The organism is Granulosicoccus sp. 3-233, from assembly GCF_052681095.1.
This window is the reverse complement of sequence record NZ_JBQYLE010000002.1, coordinates 166,155-183,899: the sequence shown is the minus strand read 5'-3', so window position 1 is coordinate 183,899 and position 17,745 is coordinate 166,155. Positions and strand designations below refer to the sequence as shown.

Below are 17,745 nucleotides of genomic sequence, written 5' to 3'. Positions count from 1 at the left end.
AGCATCGAATATACAGAAATCGACAGCCTGGCGACACAGTTCAGGTCAAGCTTGAGAATATCGGCGGCTCATGCACGGTGACAACCGGCAACGTCTCGTCGAATCGTCGCATCTGTACTTGTGTGGAATGTGCCGCAGGCCCCTGCGCCAGTGAGGAGGTACGCTCATCGTGGGTCAGTACGTTGGGATTACCGTGCCGATCACGGCTGTCCGGGGCATCATAGTCGGGATCGTGCCAAGCCCCTGTCCATAGAAAGATGCAGCCCTGCCGCACTTCATCGGTGACTCTGACGCCGGCCAGACAACGGCCACGGTCATTGTACAACTCCACCACATCGCCATCCTGCAACTGACGGCTTGCGGCATCCAACGGATGTACCAACACCGGCTCCCGTTGTCTGATCTTGTGCTGCTTGCTGTACGCTCCATTATCGAGCTGACTGTGCAAGCGAGTCGCGGGTTGACCGGACAGTAGAAACAAGGGAAATCGCTCATGCCCCGAACGTTGCTGATCTCTGGTTTCAAACCACGAGGCATGGCCGCGACAGTCAGACAATGCAAAACCCTCGATGGCATCGGAGTACAGCTCGATCTTGCCGCTGGGTGTTGGCAAGGGATTGAGCTCCGGATCAGCACGATAATCTGCCAGAAACACCTGATCGGGAGAGGGATCCGGAATGCGCAACATATCTCCTGCAATGAAAGTGTCCCAATCAGGCAGGGAAACACGCGCCTTTTGCGCCGTATCACGCGTCTGCTCCCATAGCAGCCGAAGCCACTGATCGGCATCACGGCCTTCGGAAAATGCAGTCAGACTGTCCAGACGTTCGGCCAGATCGCAATAGATGTCGTATTCGATCCGCGCCTGACCCGCAGGATCTGCATGCGCCGGCATGGGAATCAGCGCGTCGTCGGATTTGCCTGCGCCGAAATCACAGCGCTCCTGAGCAGCTGCCACAGGAAGCACGATATCAGCATGACGCGCCGTGGCGGTCCAGTTGAATTCATTGACGATAACCGTTTCCGGTTGCTGAAATGCCCGGTGCAGGCGATTCAAGTCCTGGTGATGATGAAACGGATTGCCGCCGGCCCACCAGACCATCTTGATGTTCGGAAAGGTTCGCAGTTGACCATCATAGGGGTATTGCTCACCGGGCTTGAGCAGCATCTCGCTGATCATCGCCACCGGAATGAACGCATCAACAGGGTTACGACCCTGCGGTAGAGTGGACCAGCGAAACAGCCTTTCTGTGTTACCGATATTGGCGTTGACGCCGTAGCCGATGGTGTAACCACCTCCGGGCAAACCGATCTGCCCCAGCATGGCAGCGAGTGTGACCGTCATCCACAACACCTGTTCGCCATGGTCGGTTCGCTGCACGCCGGCTGCCGTGCTGATCATGGTGCGCTTGCTGGCCATTTCGCGGGCCAGTTCCCGGATCTGTACTGCCTCCAGACCACTGATCCGCGCCGCCCATTCCGCTGACTTGACCTCGCCATCATCGTCGCCATTCAGGTAGCGCAGGAATTTCCCGAAACCGACCGTATAGCGCTCGATGAAGTCTGCATCGTGCAAGCCTTCCGAATACAGGGTGTGGGCCAGGCCCAGCATGATCGCTGTATCCGAACCCGGCCTGGGTGGCAGCCATTGTGCATCGAGCTCCTGCATGCAGTCGGTGCGCAAGGGACTGAGATTGACAAATCGGACCCCGGCCCTGGCACAGGCGATCAGATTTTCGGCCGCCCTGTGCCGGGATACTCCACCATCGCTGACCTGAGTATTACGCTCGGCCAGACCGCCAAACAGTACAACCAGACGGGAATGTGCCGCGATGACGGTCCAGCGCGTGGACTGTGCCACATGCTGCCGATAGGGACCGACGATGTACGGCATCATGACCAGAGCTGCATTATAGCTGTAGTTTCCCTCAGAACGTACAAAGCCACCCTGAGTATTCAGGAAACGTTTCAACTGACTCTGGGCATGATGAAACCGACCGGCACTGGACCACCCATAGGAGCCTGCAAAGATGGCTTCATTGCCGTGCTCACGCCGTACTCGCGTCAATTCACTCGCAATCAGGTCAAGAGCCTGATCCCAGCCCACTTCGACGAAACGATCCCTGCCGCGTTCCACTGTGGTATCACCAGGCCCATTCTCCAGCCAGCCTTGCCTGACGGCAGGACGCAACACCCGTGCTCGCCCATTGAGACTACCGGCAATGTTGTCGTTGATCCGCGACCCCTTCGGATCCTCTGGATGTGACTCCACGGAGCGTACTCGTCCGTTCTCGACCGTAACGATGCCGGCCCCCCAGTGGCTGGCGGTCAGCCTTCCTGTTATTGGCTTCATCTGTTTATGTTCTGATATATGAAACGCATATTCCAAATATTGACACAATATACGAACAATGTCATCCTCGACATGAACCCAGACAACGGAAATTCCCGTGCCGGAAAACACATCATGCATTGCCAACACACTGGTGCAGGCTGGTCGGCCCGAGCATCGTCAAGGCCGTCAGGTGAACCTGCCCATCGAGCTGGGTTCAACCGTGGTCTTCGATACCATCGAAGCCTTCGAACAGGCCCGCGACCACCGCTACGAAACCGGCGTGAACTACTACGGACGCTATGGCAATACGGCCAGCTTCGAACTCGAACGGATGCTGGCAACACTGGAGCACGCTGCCGGTGTGACTCTCACCTCCTCCGGCGTGGCAGCCATTTCCCTCTCCTTGCTGGCCTTGCTCAAACCCGGTGATCATTTACTGGTTGCCGATCATGTCTATGGCAATACCCGAGCATTCTGCGATTCGGTATTGGCGAGAATGAACGTGAGCGTCGAGTATTTCGATCCGATGACCGGTGCCGGTATCAGGAAACTGCTTCGTCCCGAGACTGCCGTCATCATGTTTGAAGCGCCAGGCTCAGGCACCTTCGAATTTCCGGACATTGCGGGCATTGCCAGGGTGGCACGTCAGGCTGGGGTATCCACGGTGCTCGATGGCACCTGGGCTGGCCCGGTCTTCTGCCAGCCACTGGATCTGGGCGTGGACGTCCTGGTGTATTCCGCATCGAAATACATCAGCGGACATTCCGATTGCATGATGGGCGTCATCGCTTCAGCGGATGCAGACATGCACGGAACACTGCGACGTACCGTCATGGCCATCGGTGACAAGACGGGATCGCAAGAGGTCTTCCTGGCGTCAAGAGGTTTGCGGACATTGAAGATGCGTATGCTGGTTGCCCAGCAAGCCGGGCTCGAGATGGCTCGGTGGCTGAACCAGCAGGATCAGGTCAAACGCGTACTCCACCCGGCCTTGCCAGACTCTCCGGGTCACAGATTCTGGAAACGCGATTGCACTGGCGCAGCCGGCCTGTTCGGCGTGATATTCCACCCTTGCAGCGACACCCAGGTCAACAATTTCGTCAACGCTCTGGAGCACTTTGCCATCGGCGTCAGCTGGGGCGGATTCGAAAGCCTTGTCTTGCCAGTCAAGCCGGTGAGATCAGCCAGAGCCTGGGATGAAGCCGGACAGCTGGTTCGTTTCAACATCGGCTTTGAAGATACCGAAAGCCTGAAGGCGGATCTGCAGAGCGCGTTACCACTATTGAACTCTCAAACTGACACTGCAACACAGGAAGTCGACACATATGTTGAACAGGATTGACCACTTTGCCGTTGGCACCGATTCACTGGAAAACGGCATGCTCGCCATGAAAGAGGCACTGGGTGTACAACTCAGCCCGGGGGGCAAGCATGACCTGATGGGCACACACAATTGCGTCATGCAGTCGGGTGATGAGAGCTTCTTCGAGTTGATAGCCGTTGATCCGCAAGCGTCATCTCCCGACAGACCACGCTGGTTTACTCTGGACGACCCGGCGACCACCGCTCGCCTGGCACAGCGCCCGCGTGCCCTGTGCTGGGTGGTCAACACGAACAACCTGGACGGGATCGTCGCAGCCTCTCCGATTGACCTGGGAGACATCATCACGTTCACACGAGGCGATCGCTCCTGGCGACTCACCGTGCCGCCGGATGGGCACTTGCCGGAACAGGGCGTATTTCCCGCTTTCATCGAGTGGTCACCCGGTCCGCACCCGAGCACAGGACAAGCCGATCTGGGTGTTCGACTTCTCGAGGTAAGCCTGAGTCACCCGGACTTCGAGAACATCAACAAGGTACTTGATACACTGCAGGTGTCTCATCTGGCCCGGGCGACCGAGGGCGATATCGGATTGGCTTTCAAACTGCAGACTCCCACCGGTGTCGTCATCATCGACTAGACAGTAATCAGTGCGGTGGCGTCGCCATGCCAACGCGACGTTCCGCACTGACCGGGATGTAGGTTCAACGCTGCGCAACCGCCATTCGCTTGCTCAGATACTCTCCATACTGGCCGAGAGAGAAGATGAACAGCCAGTAGATGGTCGCAACGAAAGCATACACTTCCATGTAATACGGCGACCACTCACCCGTTCCGAATGCCGCATTGGCCGAAGCCAGCACATCGAAAAATCCGATGATTATCACGATGGCGGTTTCCTTGAAGGTGATCACGACCATGTTGATGGTTGATGGCAGCGCTTGTCGGAAGACTTGAGGCAGCATGATGCTGAAAAGTATTGTCCAGTAGCCCAGACCCAGGGCCTTGCCCGCTTCAAACTGACCCTTCGGTATCGCCTGAAACCCTCCCCGAAACACTTCCGCCTGGTAGCAGGCAAAGAACAGGGCGAAGGCGAATATCACTCTCCAAATCTTGTCGCCCTGCAGCCAGTCGGGAAGCAGCAGCGGAAAGACCACCGCTGCGGTGAACAATGTGGTCAACAGCGGCAGGGAACGAATGAAATCGATGAGCAGGGATGACAACAGGCGCACCATCGGCATGTCGGATCGTCGCATCAGCGCCAGTCCGAGACCCATCGGCATTCCCAGTAATACAACACTGGAAAACAGGAACAAGGTCAGTGCCAGCCCACCCCACTGGTCAGTCGTGACCGTTGGTAAACCGAGCAGGCTGCCGTGCATCAGGAGATAGTAGGCAGCGAAGCCGGAAATCCACAGAGTGACCAGCCGAGTGGTTTTCCAGGACCAGGGGATGCATGACAAGACAACGGTTGCGATGATGACAAGGCAGGCGAGCGCAGACCGCCAGTGTTCCTCGTAGGGGTACAGGCCGAAGAATATGAGCCTGTGTCGCGCATCGATGACCGACCAGCAGGCTCCCGCAGTCTCGCCGCAGGCCTCGACACTCTCCTTTTTCCATACCGCGTTGAAGACAGCCCAATCCAGGCTCAACCAGAGCACATGAGCAAGAGCGCCGAAGACCAGTAGCGACAGGAGCGCATCGCCTGGAGTGGCAAATGCCCGTTTCTTCAAACTCGCAACATGCCTTTGCATCCGATATCACCTCCGCTTGATGATGTGATGGGTTATCAGTGGGATTTCAGCGCTATATGCTGATTCAGCCAATTGACGAACTGCGCCAGACTGAAGTTGACCAATAGAAACCCTCCCATGAGGATCGCGATCAGTTCCAGGGTTTGCCCTGACTGAGTGATGGAGGTGGACACCAGCATGAACAGGTCACTGAACCCGATAGCCACACCGATGGTGGTCGCCTTCATGATGAAGATCCACTGATTGCCCAGAGGCGGAACAATGCTTCGCAAGGCAATCGGCATCTTGATGTCCGACAGGATGACCCTCTGACTGAGTCCCAAAGCCTTGCCCGCTTCAACCAGAGACCCCGGCACTCGCTCCAGACCACCGCGAACCACCTCGGCGATGTAGGCCGAGCCGTACAACACTATGGCCACGATCATCGCGACCAGCTCCACCGAAATGGTCAGTCCCCCACGAAATCGCAGCCCCTTGAGCTCGGGTAACGATATGAAGGTGTCGCCTTCCGGGGTTGTGAGAATACTGGCGATAACGAACAAGAATATCGTGCTCGACACCCAGATCATGATGCCACGTAATATCGCCATCTTTCTGTTCAACAACACAAAGCCCAATGCCAGGGACACCCCCGCGAGGCTGATTGTCAACCAGACCGGAATATTGAGTGTCGGCAGCAGCAAGCCGCGATTGGACAGAAACACAGCATCCATGACCGTATAGGCCCCTCGAGGCCCCGGAAGATGAATCAGAACCGAGTACCAGAAAACCAGTTGCAGTATGAGCGGGATATTGCGGAAAACCTGTACATACAGGGTAGCCAGCACCTGAAATCCCAATCGACGGGAGCTGCGCAAACTGCCTATGGCGAATCCAATGACAGTGGAAAGAAGAATACTGATGAACCCGACAAACAGCGTGTTCATGAATCCGATTGAAAGAGTTCGCGCATAGCTGTCATCGATGGAACGAGGAATCAGCGAGAACGAATACGCCCAACCCGTTGCCCGATCCAGAAAGGCGAAGCCGCTGGTAATTCCCAGAGCTTCAAGATTGCCTCGGGCATTGCCCAGTGCCGACCAGACGAGAACCAGAGTGCCGACAAGCAACAGTCCCTGAATCAGGAGACTACGCTGCCGAACACGCGAAAACATTGATTTTTTCATGGCAATCAAAGCCTCCTGTGGGTCGGGCTACCCGAATCGGTAGCCCTGCCGAATCGACGTCTCTAGTCCAGTACCGGTGCGTAAAGCACACCGCCATGACTCCAAAGATTGTTCAGACCACGATCAAGTTTGTAGGGAGAGCCTTCACCCAGGTTTCGATCGTAGATCTCGGCAAAGTTGCCAACCGCTGCAATCATCTCCTTCGCCCAGGTCTCCCGGAGTCCGAGTCGTTCACCGATGCCCGGCGTACTGCCCAGCAAACGGCCAACCGTGGGGCTTGGCGGTGCCGCAGCCATTTCCTCGACGTTGGCCTGTGTGACCCCATACTCCTCCGCCAGCAGCAGCGCTGCAAGGGTCCAGTTGGTCATGTCCACGAAAGCTTCATCGCCCTGTCGCATCGCCGCAGCAATGGGCTCACTCGACAGTTGATCACTGAGAATGATGTGCGCATCGGGATCATCGATCTCGGTTGCACGAAGCACTGCGAGGTTCGGGCCCCAACCGGCGAACGCATCGCAGCGATTGGCCAGGTAGGCGGCGCGCAACTCGGCCGCCTTTTCATAAGACACCATCTCATGTTCAACCCCGAGCGTCTGCAGATAGTCAGCGGTAATACGCTCGATGGTGGTTCCAGCCTCGACACAGATGGTGCCACCGTCCAGACCGCTGGCATCGGTGACACCCAGATCCCCGTGCGCCATCAGCTGAGTGCCACCAAAGAAATACGGCAGACTGAATTGCAGGCCCAGCTCGGTGTCACGCCCCATTGTCCAGCCAGTTGCCTTGATGATGATATCCACATCACCCGACTGCAAGGCCGGAAAACGTTGCGCCCAGCTCAAGGGGACAATCTGCGCCTTGTCAGGGTCTCCCAGTATGGCTGTGGTCATCGCACGACAGATGTCGATATCAAGACCCTTCCATTCGTTCTTGTCGTTGACCTCGACAAAGCCGAAATAGCTCCCGTTGTGACCAGAGCACAACATGGTTCCTCGATCCTGAATCTTCTGCACGGTTGGACCTGGTTCGGCAGCGTTCGCAAACAGGGGGAGCGCCAGAGCAAGCGCGGTAAGGCCGGTCAGTTTCATAAACATAGTGTCCTCATCAGTTGTTCCGTTATATGGCACGCAAGTGCTGACATATAGAATGACAGTTTTTCCAAACGGATGTCAACACTGATTCACGGATCACGCAGATGCGCGCGCGCCGGTATACATCCGGCGAACTGCAATGCACGCCAGACATGCACTATTTTTATGCATACGAAGAAAAGTCAGTGCCATGCGAAAACACGACCGCAAACGGTCCGAGCACGGTTGGATGTCTATTGGTGCAGTACGCACCGGATTCGACGCATGGCGCTTGATGCCTGACCTGTCGACAGGATTCCCGAGGTGGGTAATCGGTAGCTACCGAAATATCGTGCGCACCATGAAAGGGCACTCCGATCATCACCACGGTCCAGTCACGTGGTGGTACAGTCCTTCGGCCATGGAATCATGCTGCCTACGACGCGTGGAGCCGCCACGAGCATCGGGTTGTCTGCTCAAGAGAACCAGAACCGTACTATCCGTTGATTGCTCTGCCGGCAGCGCCATTGCCGGGAAGCTTCGTTACTCGTTGTAAAGAATGCCGGGATTCGTGGCAAGCGATGAAACGAGGTCTTTCACTATTACTTACTGCCTACTTCAATTTGTACTACTGCCTGTTGCCTGTCCTTTGTTGCTTGTAGAGAAAGACCCTGCCACCCCCAAACAGAACAGCTACTGCCAGAAGGCAGTAGCTGTCGATGAAGTCTCAGTCGCTCGGTTGCAGTTTCGCCTTGCCGAAGACAGAGGGATTCTGCCAAGCCTCATCCGTGCCGATCGGAGCCCACCATCCCCACTTCACATCACGATCACCACCATCGTTATCGGTATTGACCGCAACCTCCAGGCCGAAGGTGTCGCCCGGTACAAGACCGATGGACGAGAGCTTGACTCGAATCTCATAGAGTTGCTGATAGACCGAGCTTGCATTGTTCTCGTGACGATAACTGGTCACGTGTTCCGTCTCCATGCCAGCTGCCGAATAGTAGCCATCGATGGTTGGATCTGCCACATCGTCGCGGAACCGGAACAATCGCTGGAAGTCGTCATCGCCGAAGGCTTCTGCCTGGTCGTAACCGACGTCGAAATACAATTCCACGGAGTCATCATCCCACATGTCGACGGAATCGTTGAACCAGTCATCCAGCTCTTCGTCACCAATGGTGATCTTCACGTACAGATACTCACCATCATGCATCATCTCGAAGTAGTTGCTGGAGTAGCTGTATTGTCCATAGCGCCCCGTATTGTCAACCTGCAGATTTCCCAGTCTCAGGCTGTAACCGTAAGTATCATTGTCTACGGCCTTGCCCCATTCGTCGTAGTACTGATTGTTCTGGTAGCCGGTTTCCCAACGACCATCGACGTTGATGCTGGCATTGTCGACATAGGGCACGATGATCTGCGAGCCCTCTCTGTAGTCATGGATACCGTCGTTGTTGTCGTCGGGGTCGGCGTTATCACCAATTCCGTCGCCATCAGCGTCCGCTGATTCGTAGTAGTCGTTCGGGAACAGATCTATCGGATCCGGCACCCCGTCGTAATCCGAGTCTTCCTGATCGTCTTCTATGCCATTTCCATCGGCATCCGTGTCCATGTTGTCACCGATGCCGTCTGCATCCGTATCCCGCGTTTCGCTGGCGTCAGTCGGAAAGGCATCGTTTTCATCCGGCACACCATCATTGTCGTCGTCACGATCCGAGCGATTGCCAATGCCATCGTTATCCGTATCCTCGAACTCCTGGCCGTTGAACGGAAACGCATCGAACTCATCGGCAACACCATCGTTGTCATCATCACGATCACTGTCGTCCGGCAGGCCATCGGCGTCGAAATCCAGACTGAGACTGGTGGGCGACGTGCCACGCTCGATCTCCACGATATTGTCTACGCCATCACCGTCCTGATCGAAGGCATAGCTGAACAACTGTTCGGGCAAACTGATCGTGCTGCCTTCGTCCCCCAACCACGCAGTGGTGTCGGCTGCCGCCAGCAACAGATCGTCCTCTGCACGGCGAACCCCGACATACACCTGCAACTGCTGATCTCCGGGCAGACCGAGGGTCGACTCGAAGGTGCCGTCAAGTTCTTCCATGTTCTGCCCCGTTCCACCGGCCGTCACGGTTGCAGTGAGTGCGACACCGATCTGCTTCAGCCGCTCGGGAATCGAGAAAGACACATCGAGCGGCCGCAGATTCGAATCGTCATCCAGTGGCAGAAACCCCGGATCAGCGCCATTGCCGCCAGAATCCGATGATCCGCCACAGGCCACCAGTGAGGCCACCGAGAGCGAAATGGCGGTTGCCAGAAGAGTCCTGGAAAAAGGCTTGCCTTGATACCGATATGATGTCGCTGATGCGTTCATTGAATTTCCATGGCGGATTGCCGCCTGATGACTGTTGTCACAGTATGCGGTGAACGCTTGCTTGCATTCTGGCAACAATCACCTCGCCGAGTGCGTAATATTCACACTTGCGGCATCAGTCCAGTGTCTGTTAGCCAATACCCTGCAATAGCATCATTGACGACGGCACACAGCGATACTCAACGACGCTTCTTGATGGCCATGTGCTGCTTGACCATCTTGCCGAAGGCCTTGTCCTGCTGTCGCTGTTCTGCCAGAGTTGCCGAGTTCCTGGCGTCTTCCCGAGCCAGCTTCTCGTAATTTCTCAGTCGTCGTTCATCCAGCTGACCACTGCTGATTGCCAGCCGAACCGCACAGCCGGGCTCGTCGTGATGCCGGCAATTGGAAAACCGACATTGCAGCGACAAGGCTTCGATATCCTCGAAGACGTCCCTTACCGCATCGCCGACCTCAGCAAGCCTGACTTCACGGATACCCGGTAAATCCAGCATCAATCCGCCTGACGGCAGAATATGCAGTTCTCGGTAAGTGGTTGTGTGCCGGCCTTTGGCATCCTGTTCGCGGATTGCCGCAGTTTGTGCCAGCGTCCGCCCGGCCAACGAGTTGAGCAGTGTGGACTTGCCGACGCCAGAGGAACCGGCCAGCGCGATCGTCGAGCCTCTGCTTGTCCATGATTTCAGGTTTTCCAGAGAATCACCATCCAGTGCGTTGACCCGTTCGATGGGCACACACTCGCTGACACGCAGCGCTCGATCGACATAATCCCTGGAATCTTGCGTCAGGTCCGCCTTGGTGAGGACGATAACGGGATCGACGTCGGCCTCACGCGCCAGTGCCAGATAACGCTCCAGTCTGGATTCCTTGAATTCCTCATTGCAGGAAGTCACTACAAACAACGTGTCGATATTGGCCGCCAGCAGTTGTACTTCGACTTTCGTTCCCGGAGCCATGCGTTTGAAAACGCTTTTACGATCCAGTAGTCGCAGCAGCCTGTTGCCCGATTCATCGAGCACGAGCCAGTCACCGACAGTTACACGCTGTTCCGCTGGCCGGTCGTACCAATCCTGCCCCGGCGACAGTGCCCATGTGGTGGAACCGTTTCCGAGAACCAGTCCGGAGCGTTGCACCTGAAACACTCGCGCCAGTTGGCCATGCTCCATCTCTTCCAGCGTCAATTGCCGGGTAAAAAACGGTGACAGGCCCAGATCAGAGAGTTCTGCGTTCATGCCTGACTATATCAGTCCGGACCCACATGCTCCAAACAGTCTTGTGCCACTTCAGAGACGTCCAGCGCACACACTCGAGAACGATCATTCTGCAGACAACATATTCATGATCAAGCGGATCAGAAGGTCCTTCTGACTCGGGTCGGACTCCGCCACCAGCAAGGTGATGGCGGCCAGACCGGTGTCGTTGATCACGGCTTCACCCCGATCATCGCGCAAGCGTTGGTTGCGATACAGGAAGTCGACAAACAGAAATGCGCCACTGCGCTTGTTGCCGTCGGAGAACGGATGATTCTTGACAACGAAATACAAGAGGTGCGCCGCCTTGCTCTCGATCGTCGGATACGCGGGCTCACCGAACACGGTCTGATTCAGATTGCCAAGGATTCCCTGCAAGCCGTCCGCACGTGGCTGGGCAAACAATTCGCTTGCCTCGCCCCGCGCCATCAATTGATGCTTGAGCTCCCCCAGGGCAAGCATTGCAATCTCCGGCGTGGGCAGCAGACCACCGGACAGCCCCTCCGGTTCTTCCAGCAAGCCTTCGTCATAACGCTGCAGCCAGGTAAAGGCGCGGGAATAGCAGGTAATGATGCCGGTCGGACCATGAAGTTCGGCAGATTGGCTCGAATCATCGTCGGTCTGCATGCTGCGTCTCCCTGTAGATAGTCTCGATCAATCTACCATCTCCCCCGTTCGCCCCGTTCGCCTACTCTCCAACCCGAGAGCCACCCGAGCAACAACAACCAATGCCCGTCGTCAGTCGGATGCAGCCAGGCCGGCGTGTACGAAGGCTGTCAGCCACGACCGATTCCAGGAACACGCTGACAGACAAAAAAGTGTGTCTCGGGCAAGCATCCGGACGCATGCCGTGCGAAACTCCCTGTTCACAGACGTAAAGAGGGTGCCGTGTCCAACAATTTTCAATATGAGTTCAACGACGTTGCTATCGTATCGATAGAGGCCTGTGATGCACCCATCGTGGTCAGTTCTACGGCCATAGACGAGGCTCTTGCACCGTTTCTGCAACGTGTAGGTGCCGAATCCGGCCTGTTGCAGAAACTCGCGGGTATCGAAGAGCGCCGTCAATGGCCTGAGGACATATCCTTCATAGAAGCGTCGGCGCTGGCTGGTGAAAAGGCCATCGCCGCCGCCGGTATCGACCCTGCCCGTATCGGCATGATCACCAATACCAGTGTCTGCCGGGATCGCCTGGAGCCCTCCAGCGCGGTGTCCGTACACGATCGGTTAGGTCTGTCACCGCACTGCATCAACTTCGACATGTCAAACGCCTGTCTGGGCTTTGTCAATGCCATGCATATGGCGGGCACCCTGATCGAGGCTGGACAGATAGAGTACGCACTCATCGTCGATGGCGAAGGCACGCGGGAAATCCAGCAGAACACGATCAATCGCCTGCTGGATGAAAATTCCACAATGGCGGATCTTTTCTCGAATTTTGCCAGTCTGACGCTCGGTTCCGGCTCCGCTGCCATGGTTCTGGGCCGTCACTCGGATAACCCCGGCAGTCATCGGCTGGGACGAGGTGAATTTCGCGCCGCCACGGAACACCACGATCTGTGCGTCGGCTCGCTGGAGAGCATGCGCACCGACACCAAGGCCCTGCTGGCAGCCGGCACACAATTGGGCAAAGTCTGCTGGGACAAGGCCGACAGTGACGACTGGGGCGATATGGATCGCTACATCATCCACCAGGTGTCGCGAGTCCATACAGCGGCCATGGTCGAGATACTCGGCATTGATCACACCCGTGTGCCCCTGACCTTCCCGACCTACGGCAACATCGGTCCAGCGGCCGTGCCATTCACTCTGGCAAAGGAGACCGCCTCGCTCAACGCAGGCGATCGCGTGCTCTGTGTCGGCGTGGGTTCCGGCCTCAACGCTGCCTTCCTCGAAATCAGCTGGTGAACACCCGGCCCACTGCTCCGGCAAGTCTGCCTCCCGCAGGCATCATCGGTCTTGACCCCGCGTGGTCACGTCTGGTGCATGTTCCGGCAATCGATGCAGTGGGCCGCACATGGCACATCCTTGATAGCTGGATGGGCAGAGAGCACTCACCAGCGCTGACGCTGCTCTGTGTACATGGCAACCCATCCTGGTCGTTTCTGTGGAGAAAGTTGCTGGCTCGCATGGCCGACTCGCACCAGAATCAGGTGCGCGTGATTGCGGTCGACCAGCTGGACATGGGCTTCTCTGAGCGTACCGGCCTGAAACGTCCGCTCGCAACGAGAATCGACGACCTGTGCCAGCTGACCGACGCGCTGGATATCCGTGGACCGGTGGTGACAGTTGCCCACGATTGGGGAGGGCCGATTTCGCTGGGTTGGGCGCTGCGTCACCTGCCCCATGGCGGTGCAAACACACCGACTCACACTGATTCTGCGCAGCTCGCCGGTGTGGTGCTGACCAATACAGCCGTGCATCAGCCCCCGGGATCGCCGGCTCCTGCCGTGATCCGCCTGACGCGTTCTTGGCCGTTTCTGAGAAATGCCACGGTGAATTCACGCGCCTTCATTCAGGGTGCTATCGAGATGTCCCGGCCGAAACTCTCGCCGGGGGTGCGCGCCGCATTCCATGCCCCTTACCGCAAACGCTCACAACGCTTTGCCATTGCAGATTTCGTCGCCGATATTCCACTTGATGCCCATCACGAGAGCGCAGCCGCGCTCGATGCCGTGGCCAACGGCCTGACGCAGCTGGAACACGTGCCTGCCCTGCTGTTGTGGGGGCCACGCGACAAGGTATTCAGTGACCTCTATCTGCACGATCTTGAACAGCGCCTGCCTCACGCCGATGTTCACCGCTTTCCGGGAGCGGCACACTTCGTCGCAGAAGATGCCGATGTCGCCGGCGCCATCATCGTCTGGCTGGAGCAGTATCGACTGACCACCGATGAATCGAACAGCCCTGCTTCACCATTGACGGAGCAAGCTCCCGCACGGGCAGAAGAAACAACAACCATGGTTCGGCGCGCTCTTGCGGATTTCTCTGACGTATCGAAGACCAAGGAGGCGGTTGTCGAAATTGCCCCCGAAAACCGCTCCATCACCTTTGGCGAATTGACCGAGTGCGTCGAACATCTCGCGGCAGGCATGCAGGCCTTCGGTATTCGTGCAGGTGAACGTGTTGCCGTCATGATCACTCCCGGTATCGATCTGTGTCTGGCTGTTTATGCGTGCTGGCGGCTCGGTGCAACGCTGGTTCTGGTCGATTCCGGACTTGGCAGATCCGGCATGCAGGGCGCACTGCACAGTGCCAATCCTGCGTGGTTGATCGGTATCGACAAGGCCTTGCTTGCCGCCAGACTTCTGCGCTGGCCGGGCAAACGTATTGCTGTTGGCAAACGCTCCGCTTTCATGAACCGCTCCCTGGGAATCGTTACCGATATGGAAACCCTGGGCGAACAGGGTCATGTGGCACCCACGCCGTCGTTTCCAGCACCCGAGGCGGTAGCCGCCGTGGCCTTCACATCAGGCTCCACCGGGCCTTCCAAGGGCATCATCTATCGCCACCATCAGATCCAGGCTCAGCGGGATGCACTGATGTCCCTGTATCGGATCACGGAGAACGACCGTCTGGTGGCGGCCTTCGCCCCCTTCGCCCTGTACGGGCCGACCATGGGTATCACCTCCATCGTTCCGGATATGGACGTGACCGCTCCCGCGACACTGACCGCCCGATCACTGGCGAATGCAGTGGAACGAGTCAATGCAAGCCTGGTGTTCGCCTCTCCTGCGGCACTGACCAATGTAGCGGCCGGCAAGTCGACAATGAGCGATAACCAGCTGGCAGCCTGCTCCGGGGTGCGATTGCTGCTCTCGGCAGGCGCACCGGTTCGTGCAAGCCTGTTGACGCAGGCGACATCGATATTTCCTGCGGCAGAAGTACACACACCCTATGGTATGACTGAAGCACTCCCCGTTGCCGACATCGCGCTGTCCGATCTGCAACAGATCGACACGGAGACCTCGGTGACTGACTCTCATGCAAAAGGCGTCTGCGTCGGTCATCCGGTTGCTGGAGTCAATGTACAGATCGACCCACTCGACTCCCTCGGCGATCCGACAGGCTCCTTGCGCAGCGATCCCGACTTGCTGGGCGAAATCGTGATTCAGGCGGCTCATGCACGCGATAGCCATGACCGGCTGTGGCTGACCGATTATCGTGCTTCACAGCCAGCGGGCTGGCACCGTACCGGCGACATCGGCCAGCTGGACGACTGCGGCAGACTGTGGGTCGGTGGACGACTGGGTCATGTCATCACGACACCTCGGGGCATACTGGCACCAGTGGCCAGTGAGCAACGCATAGAGACCCTGCAGGATGTCAATATGGCTGCCGTGGTGGGTGTAGGACCAAGCGGTACTCAGGTGGTCGTGGCCGTTGTACAACTGCAGGTGACACCCACGGCAACCGGTGGCGCCTCGATGGAGCTGACAGACAGGGTCAGACAGGTCGTGGGCAATGATGTCGATATTGCGGCGGTTCTCGTGGTGAAGAAGTTGCCGGTGGATCGTCGTCACAACTCCAAGATCGATCGTGCAGCCATTGCCATCTGGGCATCTCGAACCCTGGCAGGAGACTCGGTCGCATCGCTGTAAGGGTGGTGAGCGAGTCGATGAACCAGTACTCTTGTACACTGAAAATTGATCGAGTGAGGCTGCGATGATCGGATCAAGTCAGGTGTTTGCATGAAAGTGCTGGTCACAGGCGCAACAAGCCTGATCGGTCGCCACGTGGTCTCTCGTCTTGTCGAACGTGGTGACCAGGTGACCGTACTGCAACGCCGTCCGTCCGGGTTGAACGGCGTTGACGAGGTGTGCTGCGACATCGCCGGTTCCGGCAATGCCCTGCCCGCAGGGTCGGACCATGAAAAGACAGCCGATAAAGGTAGCGATGAATTGCTGGCTGCGGCCATGGAAGGCCGGGACGCCGTCATACATCTGGCTGCCAAAGTCAGCATTGCGGGTCGTTGGGAAGCCTTTGAAGCCATCAATATCCGGGGCACTGAACGACTCATCAGGATGGCCGGACACTGTGGTGTGGAGAGGTTTGTCCACGTATCGACGCCTTCTGTCGCTCATGCGGGCCAGTCACTGACGGGGGCTCCCGCAGGCCCGGCAGACCCCGAGCATGTTCGCGGGCACTATGCCCGATCAAAGGCCATTGGCGAACAGATTGCGCTGGCTGCCAATACACAGGACATGAAGGTGATTGCCTTGCGCCCTCACCTGGTCTGGGGCCCTGGCGATACGCAGCTGATTCAGCGCATTGTCGACAGAGCCCGAGCCGGACGCCTGCTTCTCGTGGGCAGTGCTCTGGCGCTGATTGATACCACCTATATCGACAATGCAGCCGATGCCATTGTTGCCGGAGTAGACAACGCTGATCGCGCTGCGGGCCATGCGCTGGTCATCTCCAATGGGCAGCCGCGTACAGTGAGCGAGATCATGCAACGCATACTGCACGCCGCTGGCATGGATATCCCGCTACGGCATGTGCCTGCCGGGATCGCGATTACTGCAGGTACGGTGATCGAGAATCTGTGGCAACTACTGGACAAACAGGATGACCCACCCATGACCCGATTCCTGGCGGAGCAACTGGCCACGGCTCACTGGTTTGATCAGCGTGAGACCCAACGCTTGCTGAACTGGCAGCCCACCATTGGTATCGAAGAAGGTTTCCGGCAACTCGCAGCCTCCTGACCTCCATGAGACAAGAATCCTGCTGAATTCGGGTCATCTCATCGGCGTGGATCGACGAGGATCTTCCAGAGGGCTGACAGAACGGTTCACGGTTCAGTGAAGAATGAGCTGATGAGCCGTTGCACCAGTGACTCGAAGTGTGCCAGCAGCAAGCACAGAATGGGCTATCCTCCACAGCCGGTCTGACGGAGCAATCACATGTCTGACAATCAAATCTGGGTAGACGCCGACGCCTGTCCACGCACGGTGAAGGACATCCTGTTTCGGGCAGCAAAACGATTGGAGCTGACTGTCACACTGGTGGCCAACCAGTCGATTCCGATACCCAAATCCAGATTCATCAAGGCCGTCAGGGTCGGCAGTGGTTTTGATGTGGCGGACAACTACATTGTGCAACACGCCACGGCTGGTGATCTTGTGATCACGGCAGACATTCCGCTGGCGGCAGAGCTGGTGGAGATGGACTGTGCCGTCATCAACCCCAGAGGCGAACTGTACACCGCTGACAATATCCGAGAGCGACTGAACATGCGCGACTTCATGGACGACTTGCGAAGCAGCGGTGTGGATACGGGTGGACCACCGGCATTGAATCAGACCGATCGGCGTAATTTTGCCAATCAGCTGGATCGCTTGCTGATGAAGCTGGTTGCCGGCAAGCGACCATAGAGAATCACCAGCGAACATCTGTATGGTGAGCGCTGATCTGTTGACACACGACTGCAAGACACCCACCTTCACTCATACCCGTCATTTCACTCATG

The 17,745-nt window shown here is 57.3% G+C and carries 12 protein-coding genes and 1 pseudogene; 6 read left to right on the top strand and 7 right to left on the bottom strand.

Annotation, left to right across the window (positions count from 1 at the left end; genetic code table 11):
• Window positions 1-40: 40 nt before the first annotated feature.
• Window positions 41-2,353 (bottom strand): molybdopterin-dependent oxidoreductase, encoded by a 2,313-nt coding sequence (locus ACUNV4_RS05800; protein WP_430877559.1) that lies wholly within the window; start codon window positions 2,351-2,353, stop codon window positions 41-43.
• 97 nt (window positions 2,354-2,450) lie between these two features.
• On the opposite strand from ACUNV4_RS05800, the gene metC reads away from it, so the two are divergent.
• Together metC and ACUNV4_RS05790 are read left to right on the top strand one after the other, a co-directional pair.
• The gene (gene metC / locus ACUNV4_RS05795; protein ID WP_430877558.1) at window positions 2,451-3,677 is read left to right on the top strand and encodes a cystathionine beta-lyase; all 1,227 of its coding nucleotides are present in this window, start codon (window positions 2,451-2,453) and stop codon (window positions 3,675-3,677) included.
• A complete protein-coding gene (locus ACUNV4_RS05790) occupies window positions 3,661-4,296 on the top strand; it encodes a VOC family protein (RefSeq protein ID WP_430877557.1) in 636 nt (211 codons plus the stop codon). Before metC ends, ACUNV4_RS05790 begins: the two co-directional genes overlap by 17 nt.
• Before the next feature lie 64 nt (window positions 4,297-4,360).
• Here ACUNV4_RS05790 and ACUNV4_RS05785 read toward each other — a convergent pair whose 3' ends face one another.
• From ACUNV4_RS05785 to ACUNV4_RS05760, 6 genes and pseudogenes are all read right to left on the bottom strand, one after another.
• Window positions 4,361-5,410, bottom strand: coding sequence for an amino acid ABC transporter permease (locus ACUNV4_RS05785; RefSeq protein ID WP_430877556.1), 1,050 nt, complete (start codon window positions 5,408-5,410; stop codon window positions 4,361-4,363).
• Window positions 5,411-5,445: 35 nt separating this feature from the next.
• Window positions 5,446-6,576 (bottom strand): ABC transporter permease subunit, encoded by a 1,131-nt coding sequence (locus ACUNV4_RS05780; RefSeq protein ID WP_430877555.1) that lies wholly within the window; start codon window positions 6,574-6,576, stop codon window positions 5,446-5,448.
• Between the two features lie 62 nt (window positions 6,577-6,638).
• Window positions 6,639-7,670 (bottom strand): amino acid ABC transporter substrate-binding protein, encoded by a 1,032-nt coding sequence (locus tag ACUNV4_RS05775; protein ID WP_430877554.1) that lies wholly within the window; start codon window positions 7,668-7,670, stop codon window positions 6,639-6,641.
• Window positions 7,671-8,373: 703 nt separating this feature from the next.
• Window positions 8,374-10,029, bottom strand: a complete 1,656-nt coding sequence (locus ACUNV4_RS05770; RefSeq protein ID WP_430877553.1) for a sugar-binding protein — start codon at window positions 10,027-10,029, stop codon at window positions 8,374-8,376.
• A gap of 179 nt (window positions 10,030-10,208) precedes the next feature.
• Entirely contained in the window at window positions 10,209-11,255 is a 1,047-nt protein-coding gene (gene rsgA / locus ACUNV4_RS05765; protein WP_430877552.1) for a ribosome small subunit-dependent GTPase A, read from the bottom strand.
• Between the two features lie 84 nt (window positions 11,256-11,339).
• Window positions 11,340-11,825 (bottom strand): annotated as a pseudogene (locus ACUNV4_RS05760) (type II toxin-antitoxin system death-on-curing family toxin); the annotation flags it as partial.
• Window positions 11,826-12,161: 336 nt separating this feature from the next.
• Here ACUNV4_RS05760 and ACUNV4_RS05755 point away from each other — a divergent pair.
• The 4 genes from ACUNV4_RS05755 (at window position 12,162) to ACUNV4_RS05740 (ending at window position 17,650) form a co-directional block, all read left to right on the top strand.
• Window positions 12,162-13,181, top strand: a complete 1,020-nt coding sequence (locus ACUNV4_RS05755; protein ID WP_430877551.1) for a 3-oxoacyl-ACP synthase III — start codon at window positions 12,162-12,164, stop codon at window positions 13,179-13,181.
• Complete coding sequence (locus ACUNV4_RS05750; protein WP_430877550.1) at window positions 13,178-15,874, top strand: alpha/beta fold hydrolase; 2,697 nt, start codon at window positions 13,178-13,180, stop codon at window positions 15,872-15,874. The genes ACUNV4_RS05755 and ACUNV4_RS05750 overlap by 4 nt, the downstream gene beginning before the upstream one ends.
• Window positions 15,875-15,964: 90 nt before the next feature.
• The gene (locus ACUNV4_RS05745; RefSeq protein WP_430877549.1) at window positions 15,965-16,981 is read left to right on the top strand and encodes an NAD-dependent epimerase/dehydratase family protein; all 1,017 of its coding nucleotides are present in this window, start codon (window positions 15,965-15,967) and stop codon (window positions 16,979-16,981) included.
• Between the two features lie 198 nt (window positions 16,982-17,179).
• Window positions 17,180-17,650, top strand: coding sequence for a YaiI/YqxD family protein (locus tag ACUNV4_RS05740; RefSeq protein ID WP_430877548.1), 471 nt, complete (start codon window positions 17,180-17,182; stop codon window positions 17,648-17,650).
• The last annotated feature ends 95 nt before the right edge of the window (window positions 17,651-17,745 follow it).